The sequence below is a fragment of the Amycolatopsis sp. NPDC114505 genome (assembly GCF_055633615.1).
Window position 1 is genome coordinate 1,351,011 of record NZ_JBVKDV010000001.1, and the last position, 12,524, is coordinate 1,363,534.

At 70.6% G+C, this 12,524-nt stretch carries 12 protein-coding genes; 9 read left to right on the forward strand and 3 right to left on the reverse strand.

Annotation, left to right across the window (positions count from 1 at the left end):
- Positions 1–43 precede the first annotated feature (43 nt).
- The 9 genes from ACZ7OU_RS06835 (at position 44) to ACZ7OU_RS06875 (ending at position 9,558) form a co-directional block, all read left to right on the forward strand.
- Positions 44–517, forward strand: a complete 474-nt coding sequence (locus ACZ7OU_RS06835) for a nucleotide exchange factor GrpE (RefSeq protein WP_470240224.1) — start codon at positions 44–46, stop codon at positions 515–517.
- Positions 514–2,352 carry a dynamin family protein gene (locus ACZ7OU_RS06840; protein WP_470254470.1) on the forward strand — a complete coding sequence of 613 codons (1,839 nt, stop codon included), beginning with the start codon at positions 514–516 and terminating at the stop codon, positions 2,350–2,352. Before ACZ7OU_RS06835 ends, ACZ7OU_RS06840 begins: the two co-directional genes overlap by 4 nt.
- 104 nt (positions 2,353–2,456) lie before the next feature.
- Positions 2,457–3,167: a hypothetical protein gene (locus tag ACZ7OU_RS06845; protein ID WP_470240226.1), complete on the forward strand. Its 711-nt coding sequence runs from the start codon at positions 2,457–2,459 to the stop codon at positions 3,165–3,167.
- 295 nt (positions 3,168–3,462) lie between these two features.
- Positions 3,463–5,283, forward strand: a complete 1,821-nt coding sequence (locus ACZ7OU_RS06850) for a phosphoenolpyruvate carboxykinase (GTP) (RefSeq protein WP_470240227.1) — start codon at positions 3,463–3,465, stop codon at positions 5,281–5,283.
- Positions 5,284–5,341: 58 nt separating this feature from the next.
- A complete protein-coding gene (locus ACZ7OU_RS06855) occupies positions 5,342–6,184 on the forward strand; it encodes a TIGR03621 family F420-dependent LLM class oxidoreductase (protein WP_470254471.1) in 843 nt (280 codons plus the stop codon).
- A 13-nt stretch (positions 6,185–6,197) separates the two neighbouring features.
- On the forward strand, positions 6,198–7,073 hold the full coding sequence (locus ACZ7OU_RS06860) for an LLM class F420-dependent oxidoreductase (RefSeq protein WP_470254472.1): 876 nt from the start codon (positions 6,198–6,200) through the stop codon (positions 7,071–7,073).
- Positions 7,070–7,675, forward strand: coding sequence for an ABC transporter ATP-binding protein (locus tag ACZ7OU_RS06865; protein ID WP_155548199.1), 606 nt, complete (start codon positions 7,070–7,072; stop codon positions 7,673–7,675). Before ACZ7OU_RS06860 ends, ACZ7OU_RS06865 begins: the two co-directional genes overlap by 4 nt.
- Entirely contained in the window at positions 7,669–8,949 is a 1,281-nt protein-coding gene (locus ACZ7OU_RS06870; protein ID WP_470254473.1) for a DUF6297 family protein, read from the forward strand. Before ACZ7OU_RS06865 ends, ACZ7OU_RS06870 begins: the two co-directional genes overlap by 7 nt.
- Before the next feature lie 30 nt (positions 8,950–8,979).
- A complete protein-coding gene (locus ACZ7OU_RS06875; RefSeq protein ID WP_470240231.1) occupies positions 8,980–9,558 on the forward strand; it encodes an EndoU domain-containing protein in 579 nt (192 codons plus the stop codon).
- On the opposite strand, the gene ACZ7OU_RS06880 is transcribed toward ACZ7OU_RS06875, so the two are convergent.
- From ACZ7OU_RS06880 to ACZ7OU_RS06890, 3 genes are all read right to left on the reverse strand, one after another.
- Complete coding sequence (locus ACZ7OU_RS06880; protein WP_470240232.1) at positions 9,555–10,370, reverse strand: GNAT family N-acetyltransferase; 816 nt, start codon at positions 10,368–10,370, stop codon at positions 9,555–9,557. The genes ACZ7OU_RS06875 and ACZ7OU_RS06880 overlap by 4 nt on opposite strands.
- A 10-nt stretch (positions 10,371–10,380) precedes the next feature.
- Positions 10,381–10,653 (reverse strand): helix-turn-helix domain-containing protein, encoded by a 273-nt coding sequence (locus ACZ7OU_RS06885; protein WP_470240233.1) that lies wholly within the window; start codon positions 10,651–10,653, stop codon positions 10,381–10,383.
- A gap of 116 nt (positions 10,654–10,769) precedes the next feature.
- On the reverse strand, positions 10,770–12,389 hold the full coding sequence (locus ACZ7OU_RS06890) for an alpha/beta hydrolase (RefSeq protein ID WP_470240234.1): 1,620 nt from the start codon (positions 12,387–12,389) through the stop codon (positions 10,770–10,772).
- Between the last annotated feature and the right edge of the window lie 135 nt (positions 12,390–12,524).

The following is a 12,524-nucleotide window of genomic DNA, read 5'->3' on the forward strand; positions in this document are numbered from 1 at the left end:
CCAAACTGGTGGAATCTGGCGCAACCGGGACGGGGTGGTGCTCATGGCGTGGTTTCGCAAGGACGGATCCGTCGATCCGGACGACACCCCCACCGGCCAGATCGCGGCGGTGAGCATCGCCGAGATCATCAAGCAGGCCGACGCCGAGAAGGGAACCGGCGACGGAGCCCCAGCGTCGGAAACCGATGTGCACCCCTTGCAACAGGTGACCGATCTCGAGCGCGCCCTCGCGGATCGCCAGGCACTGATCCAGATGTGCCTCTACGCGCTGGACCGGGCCCGCAGCGGCGGCGTCGTCGAACGCCTCGAAGCGGGCCTCGCCGCCATCGGCGTCCAGGCCCTCCGGCCCGACGGCGAGCGGTTCGACCCGGCCCGCCACGAGGCCGGCGGCGCGGTCCCGACCGAAGACCCGGCGCTCGACGGCGTCGTCGCCGAAACCGAGGTCACCGGGTTCGCCGACCACGACCGCCTGCTGCGCGCCCCGATCGTCATCGTCTACGCGAAGAAGACCCCGTGAGCGCACCCACCGCGCCGAGCCTGCCCTCGCAGGTCGCGGCGGCGCGAGACCAGCTGCTGACCGTCGTCCGCGACGCCGACCCGGCTGCCGCCAAGTGGGTCGACCAGGTCCGCGCGGCCCGGCCGAAGAAGCCGGCCGTCGTGGTCGTCGGGGAGACGAACCGCGGCAAGAGCTCCCTGGTCAACGCGCTGCTCGCGACGCCGGGACTGTCCCCTGTGGACGCCGACGTCGCCACCGCGACCTACCTGGTGTTCGACCACGCCGACGCGTGGGGCGCGCAGGCCTGCTACCCCGGCCAGCTCGCGTCCGTGCCGATCGACCTCGGCCAGCTGATCAACTGGGTCTCCGCCGCGCACGAGCTGCCGGCCGGCCAGATCCCGCCGCGGTACGTCGAGGTCACCGGGCCGGTGCCGCTGCTCGAACGCCTTTCGCTGGTCGACACCCCCGGCGTCGGCGGGCTCGACTCGATGCACGGCGAGCTGGCCAAGGAAGCCGCCGCGGGCGCGACCGCGCTGCTGTTCGTCGTCGACGCGTCGGCGCCGTTCACCTCGACCGAGCTGCAGTTCCTGCGCGACGTCGGCGAGCGCGTCGAGACCGTGGTGTTCGCGCTGACCAAGGTGGACATGTTCCGCGGCTGGCGCGAGGTCATGGCGGCCGACCAGCAGCTGCTGCGCGAGCACGCCCCCCGCTTCGCCGACTCGGTGTTCCACCCGGTGTCGGCGCGGATGTTCGAGACGGCGGCGAAGGCGCCCAACGAGCAGATGGCCGCGATGCTGCGGGAGAAGTCCGGCGTCGCCGCGGTGCAGATGGCGCTGCAGGAGCTGCTCGTCGGCCGCTCGGCCATGCTCGGCGAGGCGAACACGCTGCGCGCGCTCTCCAGTGCGCTGGGTGAGCTGAAGGCGAAGCTGCAGGCCGAAAGCCGGGCGTTGTCCGCGGGCGAGGCCGAGGCCGAGCTGCTGCGCGAACGCCGTGACCAGCTGCAGGCCGAACGCCGGACGTCGACCCGTGGCTGGCAGCTGAAGCTGCGTGGCGAGGTGCAGCGCACGCGCGTCGAGGTCCTGCACGAAAGCAGCAGGCAGATGCGGGACGCGCAGACCCACTTCCGCCAGCTGATCGACGCGGCGAAGCGCGACGCACTCGCCGCGTTGCCGCAGCAGGCGGACATCGCGCTGCAGACGACGTCGCAGCGGATCTCGATGCTGCTCTCCCAGCGCCTGAACCAGGTTACCAACGTCTCGCTGTCGGAGCTGTTCTCCGCCGAGGAGCTCGACGTCATCCGCGCGCAGTTCGCCCGGGCCGGCGGCCCGCCGGTGGTGCTGCGCCCGCCGGACAAGAAGCCGCCGACGGCCGAGGACAAGCTGCTCGTGTTCATGGGCATCTCCGGGGGCGTCGGCGCCGGCAAGGTGGCCGCGCTGCCGCTGGCCGGCGTCGCGATCCTCAACCCCGTCGTGCTGCCCGCGACGATCATCATCGGCCTCGGCGCCGGCTGGTGGATGGCCCGCACGCGCAAGCACGCGGCCGACAAGCAGCACATGAAGCAGTGGCTGGTCGAAGCCATCGCGGACGCGCGTTCGACGCTCGACCAGCTCGTCGCCGAGCAGCTCATCGAGGCCGAGCAGCAGCTGTCGATGGCACTGGACGAAGCGCTGGGCCGGCGCATCGACGCGATCGAGGGCGAGCTGAAGGAAGTCGACAAGACGATCAAGATGGGCGCCCAGGAACGTGCCAAGAAGATCGCGGTCGTCTCGAAGCGGCTCAAAGAGGTCAGCGACGGCCGTGAGCGGGCCGAAAGCTTCCTGACGCGGATCCGGGCACTGCGGGACAAGACGGCCTGATCGCCCGTCCGGTTGTGGAGCGGAACCGAACGGGCCTACGGTGAGTCATACCCTCCGACAGCAGGTCAGAGACGGCGTTACCCGGTTCAAAGGGGGCAGTTCCCATGTGGGTCGACGAGAGCGGCGGCAGCGACACCGGTGCCAGCGGCAGCGAGGCGATGACCGTCCACGTCGACGGCCAGGAGTACCAGGCCGAGGTCAACTACGACGTGAACGAGGACGGCGTCAACGACACCGCGATCGTCGAACACGACGACGGCACCTCCCAGGCCTTCATCGACACGAACCACGATGGTGAGGCCGACCAGTACGCCGTGCTGGACGAGACCGGGCACGTCGTCGAGCAGGCCGTCTACGACGAGGCCAGCGGTGAATGGGTCGAGGCCTCCGGGGGCGGCCACGACGACTCCGGCACGAGCGGCCACGACGACACCTCCGGCGGCCACATCCACGCGGACATGCCGGACGGCGAGGTCGACGCGGGCGCCGCGACGATCGACACCGACCACGACGGGCACAACGACACCGCCATCGTCGAGACGAAGAGCGGCGGCACGATCGCCTTCACCGACAAGGACGGCGACGGCGAAGCGGACATCGCGGTGCAGACCGACGCGGACGGGACGACCACGACGTTCGAGCACAGCGGGCCCGGCCAGTGGACCGAGGTCTCGAGTGGACTGCTGGACTCCGGCAGCGGCGAGCAGCTCGGCGACCCGGCCGACGACGCGGCGTGGGGCGCGGCCGGCACGCAGACCCTCGAAGGCGTCGCGCGGATCGACTCCGGCACCGGGCAGTGGATCTCCCCCAACTGAAAGTTAGCCAGGTCACAGTTTGAAAGCCCGAGGCTTCGGCCTCGGGCTTTCTTCATGTCTTCAACAAAAGAAAATCCGCCATCTGAATCGATTCCCTTATCGGTCTTGTGAGAGAACGTACACGTCAGCTCTCGGTTACCTGCTGGTCATGCGGTTACTCTCGAAGAATCCCAAAACCCCGCACACCGGTCGTCAGCCGGTGTGCGAAGCCATTCGGCCGCAGGCAATGAAGCCCGCACCGGAACAGCGTCGTTCCCGGTGCGGGCTCATTTGTCGTCGGAAGTCAGGAGTAGAGATGACCGCAGTCGCCATCCCCGGACTGGACACCGCGCCGACGACGCACACCGGCGTGCTGTCCTTCGTCCGGGAGGTCGCCGAACTGACCACCCCGGACCGCGTGGTGTGGGTCGACGGGTCAGACGAAGAAGCCGCCCGGATCAACCAGGAGCTGGTCGAGGCCGGGACGTTCGTGCAGCTCAAGTCGAAGCCCAACTCCTTCTGGGCCACTTCCGACCCCAACGACGTCGCCCGCGTCGAAGACCGGACCTTCATCTGTTCGGAGCGTCCCGAGGACGCCGGTCCCACCAACAACTGGATGGACCCGGGCGAGATGAAGGCGACCATGACCGAGCTCTTCCGGGGCTCGATGCGCGGTCGCACGATGTACGTCATCCCCTTCTGCATGGGTCCCCTCGCCGACGAGAATCCCAAGCTGGGTATCGAAATCACCGATTTCGCCTACGTTGTCGCTTCGATGCGCGTGATGACCCGCGCGGGCAAGGCGGCCCTCGACAAGTTCGTCGCGCCGGATGGCAGCGAGCGTGAATTCGTGCCGGCGCTGCACTCCGTCGGACACCCGCTCGAGCCGGGCGAGAAGGACGTTTCCTGGCCCTGCAACACGACGAAGTACATTTCGCACTTCCCCGAAGAGCGCGCGATCTGGAGCTACGGATCGGGTTACGGCGGCAACTCGCTGCTGGGCAAGAAGTGCTACTCGCTGCGCATCGCCTCGGTGATGGCCCGCGACGAGGGCTGGCTCGCCGAGCACATGCTGATCCTCAAGCTGATCTCGCCCGAGGACAAGGTCCACTACGTCGCGGCCGCGTTCCCGAGCGCCTGCGGCAAGACCAACCTCGCGATGCTGCAGCCGACCATCCCGGGCTGGCGCGCCGAGACCCTCGGTGACGACATCGCGTGGATGCGCTTCGGCGAGGACGGCCGCCTGTACGCGGTCAACCCCGAGTTCGGCTTCTTCGGCGTCGCGCCGGGCACCGACTGGCACACCAACCCGAACGCGATGCGCACGATCGAGAAGGGCAACACGGTCTTCACGAACGTCGCCCTGACCGACGACGGCGACATCTGGTGGGAGGGCATGGAGAACAAGCCGGCCCACGCCACGTCGTGGAAGGGCCAGGACTGGACGCCCGACTCCGACGAGAAGGCCGCCCACCCGAACTCGCGCTACTGCACGCCGATGTCGCAGTGCCCGATCCTCGCCGACGAGTGGGACGACCCGAAGGGCGTGCCGATCTCGGCGATCCTCTTCGGCGGCCGTCGCAAGACCACGGTGCCGCTGGTGAACGAGGCCCGCGACTGGCAGCACGGCGTCTTCATGGGCGCCACGATGTCGTCGGAGACCACGGCGGCCGCGGCCGGCGCGGTCGGCAACGTGCGCCGCGACCCGATGGCGATGCTGCCGTTCCTCGGCTACCACGCCGGTGACTACTTCAAGCACTGGCTGAACCTGGGCAAGAACGCCGACGCGAACAAGCTGCCGAAGATCTTCTACGTCAACTGGTTCCGCCGCGGTGACGACGGCCGCTTCCTGTGGCCGGGCTTCGGCGAGAACTCGCGGATCCTCAAGTGGGTCGTCGAGCGCGTCGAGGGCAAGGGCAACGCCGTCGAGACGCCGGTCGGCTTCGTGCCGCGGGCCGAGGACCTCGACACCGAGGGCCTGACCGAGCCGATCGAGGACATCCAGGCCGCCCTGGACGTCAAGCCCGAGGAGTGGCGCGAGGAGCTGCCGCTCATCGAGGAGTGGTTCCAGAAGATCGGCGAGGTCCCGACCTCGCTGCGTGACGAGCTCGACGCGCTGGCCCAGCGCCTCGGCTGAGTCTCACTGAGCAGAAGGGGACGTCCCTCGGGACGTCCCCTTCTGTACTTTCGGGTCCATGAGACCGTTCCGCTTCGGGGTGGCGCTGTACGTTCCCGGCTCGCGAGCCGAGTGGGTGGAGAAGTGCCGCAAGGCCGAGGAACTCGGCTACGACGTCGTCGGTGTCGTCGACCACCTCGGGCGGGTCGCGCCGGTGCCCGCCCTGCTCCTCGCCGCCGAGGCGACCGAGCGGATCCGGCTGAACACCTACGTCCTCAACGCGAGCTTCCACAACCCGGTGCTGCTGGCCCGCGACCTCGCCGGGCTCGACGACTTCACCGGCGGTCGCCTCGAGATCGGGATCGGCGCCGGGTACGTCCGCGCGGAGTTCGAAGCCGCCGGGATCGACTGGGGCACGCCCGGCCGCCGGTTCACGCGGGTCGTCGACGTGGTCACCGAAATCGAGCGCGTGTTCACCGGCCGCCCGCGGCCGCCGCTGCTGCTCGGCGGCCGGGGCGACCGGATGCTGACCTTCGCCGCCGCGCACGCCGACACCATCGCCCTCACCGGTACGGCGCCCGGCGCGTCCGAGGGGCGGCTCGCCCTCGCTGATGCCACCGCGCTGGCCGAGCGCGCCGGCTTCGTCAAGCGGGTGCTCGGCGGCCGGGACGCCGAGCTGAACCTGATGGTCCACTTCGTCCGGATCACCGACGACCGGCGGGCGGCCCTGGAGACGGCACACCGGCTCGTGCCGCACCTCGGCGTCGACGAGCTCGGCGCGCTGGCCACGGTCCTCGCCGGCTCGGCGGAAGCCGTGGCCGAGCAGGTGCTGCGCACCCGCGAGACCCTCGGCGTCAGCTACTTCACGGTGCTCGAAGACGACCTGACCAGGCTGGCCCCGGTGATCGAAAAGCTCCGGTGAGTACGTTGGTCGCATGACTGGGGAATTCCGCTTCGGCGTCAACATGGTCGTGCCGGACAGCCGTGCCGCGTGGGTCGAGAAGTGCCGCAAGGTCGAGGACCTCGGCTACGACGTGCTGTCCGCGGCCGACCACCTCGGCATGGCGCCGCCGTTCCCGGCGCTCGTGCTCGCCGGCGAGGTCACCTCGCGCGTCAAGCTCAACACCTTCGTGCTCAACTCGCCCTTCTACAACCCGGTGCTGCTCGCGCGCGACGTCACGGGCACCGACCAGTTCACCGAAGGCCGGCTGGAGCTGGGGCTCGGCGCGGGGTACGTCAAGGAGGAGTTCGAAGCGGCCGGGATGCCGTTCCCGTCCGCACGCGAGCGCGTCGACCACCTCGAGCGGACGATCCTCGAACTCAAGCGGCTGTATGCCGATCCGGAGCACAAGCCGGGGCCGGTGCGTCCCGAAGGGCCGCCGCTGCTGCTCGCCGGCCGCGGCGACCGGATCCTGACCCTCGCGGCCGAACACGCCGACATCATCGGGTTCACCGGCACCGCGAAGTTCCCGGACGGCGGTGCCCCGATCCCGGCGAGCGCCGAGGACATCGAGGAGCGCGTCAAGTTCGTCCGGTCGAAGCTCGGTGGTCGCGAAGCCGAGTTCAACCTGCTCTGCCACTTCGTGCACATCACCGACGACCGCGCGGGGGCGCTCGAAGAGCTGGCGAAGCTGACGCAGGGCGTGCTGAGCGTCGAGCAGCTCGCCGAGCTGCCGACGGCGCTGATCGGCTCGCCCACCGCGGTCGCCGAGCAGCTCCACGCGCACCGCGAGCGGTACGGCCTGACCTACTACACCGTCCTGGAGCCGAACATGGAGCAGTTCGCCCCGGTGCTCGAAGCACTCCGATGATCGACGCGAAGGGCATCGGCGTCCGGGCCGGCGACCTGTGGCTGTTCGACGACCTGGACTTCTCCGTCGACCCCGGCGAGTGCGCCGCGATCGTCGGGCCCAACGGCGTCGGCAAGTCGACCCTGATGCGCTGCTTCTACGGGATGCAGAAGCCGCAGCGGGGGCGCGTGCTCGTGGCGGGCAAGGTGCCGGACGAGCGGGACGTCGAGTTCCGCCGCAAGGTGTCCGTGCTGTTCGACGACTCCGACTTCTTCGCCGAGCTGACCCCGCTGCAGCACCTCGAGCTCCTGTCCGGGTCCTTCGGCGCCGACCTCGGCGACCACGAGGAGCTGCTGCGCGACGCGGGCCTCGGCGAACGCATGCGCGTGACGTCCGGGCACTTCTCCGCGGGCCAGCGCCGCCGGTTGCTGCTGCTCGGCGTCACCGCGCGCCCGCACCGGGTGCTGCTGCTCGACGAGCCGGAGCGCGCGCTCGACACCGCGGGCAAGGAGTGGCTGGTCGAGGTGATCGCCCGGTCGACGGCGGCCGGCGCGGCGGTCGTGGTGGCCACGCACCACCCGCCGCTGCTCGAAGCCGCGGACAGCGTGCTCGAACTGTGGTGACACTAGCGCCGCGACGGATGCGGATCCCGGGTCGCAAGCGGTTCGGCGGGATCTTCAGCGGCGACACGGCTTCCTTCGTCTTCTTGTTCGGCTTCGGGTTCCTCTTCACGGCGTTCTTCCACGTCGACGCCTGGCGGCTGGCCGTCTACGGCTCGTCCCACGTGGACTTCCCGGCCGTGCTCGGGCTGCTCACGCTCTGCTGCGCGGTGGCCTGGCGCGGCCTGCTGCGACGCGGGTTCGTGTGGGTCGAGCCGGCGGAGCTGACCTGGCTCGACTTCGCGCCGGTGGACCGCGGCCGCGTCGTCACGCTGCGGCTGCTCGGCGCCTGGACCGGCGCGGTGGCGGTGACCGGCTACCTGGCCGCGCTGATGCTCGCCGTCGGCGGGGCCGGGCTCGACCAGTGGCGCGCGGGCCTCGCCGTCGTCGCCGCGACCGCGGTGGTCGCGTTCGCTTCGGCGCGGCGGACGTCGTTGCGGTTCGACGCGTTCGGCCCGCTGGTGCTCGCGGTGCTCGGGCTGGTGATCGCCGCACTCGGCCTCGGCCCGGTGACCGTCCAGTTCGTCGCGGCCGGTGTGCTGGTCGCGGCGCTGCCGCTGGCGTTCGGCGGCGAGCCGGTGCCGCGTGCGGGCCGGTCCGCGCTGCTCGCCGGGTGGGACGGCCGGGTGCTGCGCTCGGTCGCCGTCACGTTCCTCGACCCGATGATGCTGCTCCCGCCCTCCGCGCCGATCGGGCGGATCTCCGTGCGCCGCCCGACGCCGGTGCGGCTGGCCTGGGCGGGCACGCTCGGCCGGTCGCGCTACGCGGGCGCGGCGGTGCTGGTGGGCTTCGCGGTGGTCGTCGCGCACATCGCGTTGCCGACCATGCCGGGCGCGGTCCTGACCGGTCTCGGCGCGTACGTGGCGCTGACGCCGTTCGGCGCCGGGCTCGGCGAGCTGTGGCGCAACCCGGGCCGTCGCCGCTGGCTGGGGTCGTCGAACCGGGAGCTGGTGCTGGCCCACGGCGTGGTGCTCGCCGTCGCCGGCCTGGTCTGGGCGGGCGTGCTGGCCGCGGTGACCTTCGCGGCCGGGACGTCGTTCGCCGTGGGCGCGTGGCTGGCGGTGCCGCTGGCGGTGCTGTCGATCCTGCGCACGGTCACGCGGACGGGCGTCGACTACGCCAACCCGGGCTTCGTCGACACCCCCATGGGGCCGATGCCGGCCAACCTGACCCGGCAGCTCTTCCGGGGTCTCGACCTGCTCGTCATCGGGATCGTGGTGCTCTCCGCCGCCATTTGACCTACGCTCGTTGCGACGAAGGGAGCACCCGTGGGCGGCGGACACGCACCGGGCGTCGGGCGGAGGGCGACCAGCGAGTTCCCGCCCGGCTGGAGCAACGAGCACATCATCTCGGTGGTCAAGGACGTGGCGAACGACCCGAGCGAAGCCCGGTGGCAGCAGCTGAACGGCCGCTGGCGCTGCGCGGGCGAGCGGTTCAACGTCCACGTGATCGTGCTGGTCGAGGAGAACGGCCAGGTCCACACGGCGTACCCGGTGGCGGGTCCGGGGGTGATCCGCAACCCCGACGCGGCCCGCGACCCGGCGAACCCGACGGTGGCGGACCTGGCGGAGAACCGGATCAGCTTCTTCGCCGACAGCCTGCTGACGAGCCTCGCGGACCGCCTGTCCCCGGAGGCGTACACGCACTACCGGACCCTGCTGTGGGCCGGCGAGTGGGAGGAGCTGGCCGACGTGCTGGCGGCCCACGCCGTCAAGGTCGGCTTCGGGTTCTCGGCGGACGAGTTCTCCGACTTCGAGAAGCTCCTGAACAGCTACGACCTGCCGGTCGCGGCGTGCGCGTTCCTCAACGACCGCGAGCACATCCTGAACCAGCTTCGCCCGGTCTAGGAGAAGTCGTACCCGGTGAAGTCGGCGATCGGGACATAGCCGAGCCGCCGGTAGAGGGCGTTGCTGGTGACGTTGGCGGGGTCGGTGTAGAGCACCACGTCGGTCGCCCCGGCGGCCAGCGCGGCCCGGCTCACCTCGGCCGTCACGGCGCCCGCGTAACCGTGGCCCCGGAAGCGGGCCGGGGTGAAGACGGGATCGACCCGGACCATGCCGGCGATCATCGGGGTCGAGCCCGCCATGGCGACCGGGCCTTCGGTCTCCCAGAACGTGAAGTGCTTGTCGGCGAAGCGCGAGCCGGCCCAGGAACCCACGGTCTCCCCGACGGCGGCGGCGAACTCGGTGCACCAGCGGATGACGTCCTCGCGATCCGGCGGCCCGAGCGGGCGTCCCCGGCCCGCCGGGACCGGCTCCGGCGGGGCGAGCGTGCCGAGCCGGTGGAGCCGGACCCGCACCCCGGGCACCGACGTCACGCCGGTGTGCCGGTGCCACGCCTCGGCGAAAGCGCCGGCGGAGTCGCGTTCGGCGGTGACACCGCGCAGGACGTGGCCGAGGCCGGCCACGTGAGCGGCGAGGCCGCCGGCCTGCTCGGCCGAGACCGCGGTGACGATCAGGCGTTGTGAAGGAGGGCGGTAGCAGATCGCGCGGACCTCGCCGTCCTGCTCGAGCCGGCCGAAGAGGGTGCCCTTCTCCCCGTGGGTCCGCAGCTTCTCGATCCCGGTCAGCTGCGAGGTGTGCAGGGCGGGACGCGAGCGCAGGAAGCCGCCGGCCCGGGCCAGGAAGTCGTCGACGTCCTCGGTGAGGTGCCAGTGCATGACCAGGGCGCTAGCTGGCCTGCGACAGCGGCGGCGACCCCGCGGAGACGACAGCCGCCCGCAGCTCCTCCAGCGGCAGCCCCACGGCGTCCGCGATGGCCGCGACCGTGAAGAAAGCCGGCGTGGGGATTCGCCCGGTCTCGATCTTCCGCAGCGTCTCGACCGAGATCCCGGCCTCGCCGGCGACGTCGACCATGCTCCGGCCGGCCCGGGCCGCCCGCAGCGCCTGGCCGAGGCGTTCGCCCCGTTCGCGCTCTTCGTCCGTCAGCGGTACCCGCACCATGAGAGGGATTCTAGTACGACCCGAGTTGTCCACCGCCTGTGGATAACTCTGTGCACAGGTGTGGAAAAGGCCCCGCCGGACCGAAGTCCGACGGGGCCCCACTAGCCCTTGTGGTGTCAGGCGCCCGGAGGCACCGGAAGTGCCACACCCGGCAGGTTCTGGTCGTTCGGCACGACGCCGTCGACCAGGTAGGCCTCCACGACCTTGTCCACACCCGCGTTGCCGCCGGCGTAGATCCCGTGGTCACCCTCGCCGGTGATCGTCAGCATCCGCGAGTTCGCGAACGCCTTGTGCGCGCGCCGCGCGCCCTCGATCGGGGTCGCCGGGTCGTGCTCCGACTCGACGATCAGCACCGGCGGGACACCCTTGCCGTCCAGCACGGGCAGCGGCGCCGGGGTCTTCTTCCAGAACAGGCACGGCTGGATGAACCAGCCCGCGCCCAGCAGCGGCTGCTGCTTGTCGATCAGCTTCTGCGAGTCCTTGATCGCGCTGTTCGTCGTGCCGGTCCACGGACCCTCGTTGCAGGGGATGGTCCAGAACGACGCGTCGTACGAGTCACCGTCGGTCGGCACCATCAGCGGCTGCGCGCCGGAGGTGTCGGTGCTCTTGTCGGCGGCCTTGACCTTCTGCGCGGCCGACGTCTTGGCCTGCGCCGACGCGGTGCCCTGGGTCAGCGTGCGGACGCTGACCAGGTAGTCCGCCAGGCCCGGGAAGGAGCGCTTCGAGTAGATCGACGACGCGATGAAGGCGTCCAGGCCGTTGGCCGACACGGACGAGCCGTCGGGCAGGGTGACCGCGCCCTGGGTCAGGGCGTAGCGGACCTGCTCGTAGGTCTGGCGAGCGGCTTCACCGCTGGTGCCGAAGTGGTAGAGCTTGTCGTACTTCGCCATCCAAGGGAGGAAGTCCTGCCGCCAGCGGCGCTCGAAGCCGAGCGGCTGCCAGTCGAACGACTTCTGCCAGGTCGTCGTGAACTCCGTCGAGGAGTCGAGCACGAACCGGCCGGTGCGCGTGGGGTAGGCCTGGGCGTAGTGCGCGCCCATCCAGGTGCCCGCCGAGTAGCCGACCCAGTTGATCTTGTCGCGGCCGAGCAGCACGCGCAGCAGGTCGATGTCCTTGACCGTCTGGTCGGTGTTGATCAGCGGGCCCAGCTCGCCGGACTTCTGCTGGCAGGACAGCGCCGCGTACTTCGTCGCCTGGACGATCAGGTTCAGGTTCTGGCGGTCGCGGTCACGCGGGTCCAGGTCCGAGCCGGTGCCGATGGCCCCGCCGCACGTGATGTTCGTGCTCTTGCCGGTGCCGCGCGGGTCGAACCCGACGATCTCCTGGTGCTCCCGCAGCTTCGGCTGGTTGCGCAGCCGGGCCGGGAAGTTGCGGCCGGGCGCACCCGGGCCGCCGGGGTTGGTGACGACGCTGGCGGTCGCGTCCTTGGTCGCCTTCAGCCGGCTGACCGCGATGGTCAGGTCGATCTGGGCGTTCGCCTGGTACCAGTTGCGCGGCGTCTTGTAGGTCGCGCACTCCATGTCCTCGGCGCCCGCGGGCGGGGCCGTCGGCAGCTCGGAGGGGACCGCGCACTTGTGCCAGTCGAGCTTCTGGCTGGCGTACTGCGCCGGGATGTTCGTGGAGTTCAGCGGCTGCTTGGCGGCCGCGACCTCCTGGCCCGCGAAGGCGGGCGTGAACCCGGCCAGCAGCGTGCCGGCGATCGCCGGGATCACCACCGCGTAGCGGAGTCGTGACATGAAGTTGCCCCTTATCGGGTTTCGCGTGCGGAGTCCGGCTATTGATATAGGCCGGGTGGGGCCGGGGCAACCGACGTTGGTCGGCAACGAGGTCCGCGGCGATCAAATCGATATCGGACAGACGTGACGGGCCGT

What these genes read in the sequence shown, in the direction of transcription:
- ACZ7OU_RS06835 (WP_470240224.1), top strand. Translation starts at nt 44, where the DNA reads ATGGCGTGGTTTCGCAAGGACGGATCCGTCGATCCGGACGACACCCCC.
- ACZ7OU_RS06845 (WP_470240226.1), top strand. Translation starts at nt 2,457, where the DNA reads ATGTGGGTCGACGAGAGCGGCGGCAGCGACACCGGTGCCAGCGGCAGC.
- ACZ7OU_RS06850 (WP_470240227.1), top strand. Translation starts at nt 3,463, where the DNA reads ATGACCGCAGTCGCCATCCCCGGACTGGACACCGCGCCGACGACGCAC.
- ACZ7OU_RS06855 (WP_470254471.1), top strand. Translation starts at nt 5,342, where the DNA reads ATGAGACCGTTCCGCTTCGGGGTGGCGCTGTACGTTCCCGGCTCGCGA.
- ACZ7OU_RS06860 (WP_470254472.1), top strand. Translation starts at nt 6,198, where the DNA reads ATGACTGGGGAATTCCGCTTCGGCGTCAACATGGTCGTGCCGGACAGC.
- ACZ7OU_RS06865 (WP_155548199.1), top strand. Translation starts at nt 7,070, where the DNA reads ATGATCGACGCGAAGGGCATCGGCGTCCGGGCCGGCGACCTGTGGCTG.
- ACZ7OU_RS06880 (WP_470240232.1), bottom strand. Translation starts at nt 10,370, where the DNA reads ATGCACTGGCACCTCACCGAGGACGTCGACGACTTCCTGGCCCGGGCC.
- ACZ7OU_RS06885 (WP_470240233.1), bottom strand. Translation starts at nt 10,653, where the DNA reads ATGGTGCGGGTACCGCTGACGGACGAAGAGCGCGAACGGGGCGAACGC.
- ACZ7OU_RS06890 (WP_470240234.1), bottom strand. Translation starts at nt 12,389, where the DNA reads ATGTCACGACTCCGCTACGCGGTGGTGATCCCGGCGATCGCCGGCACG.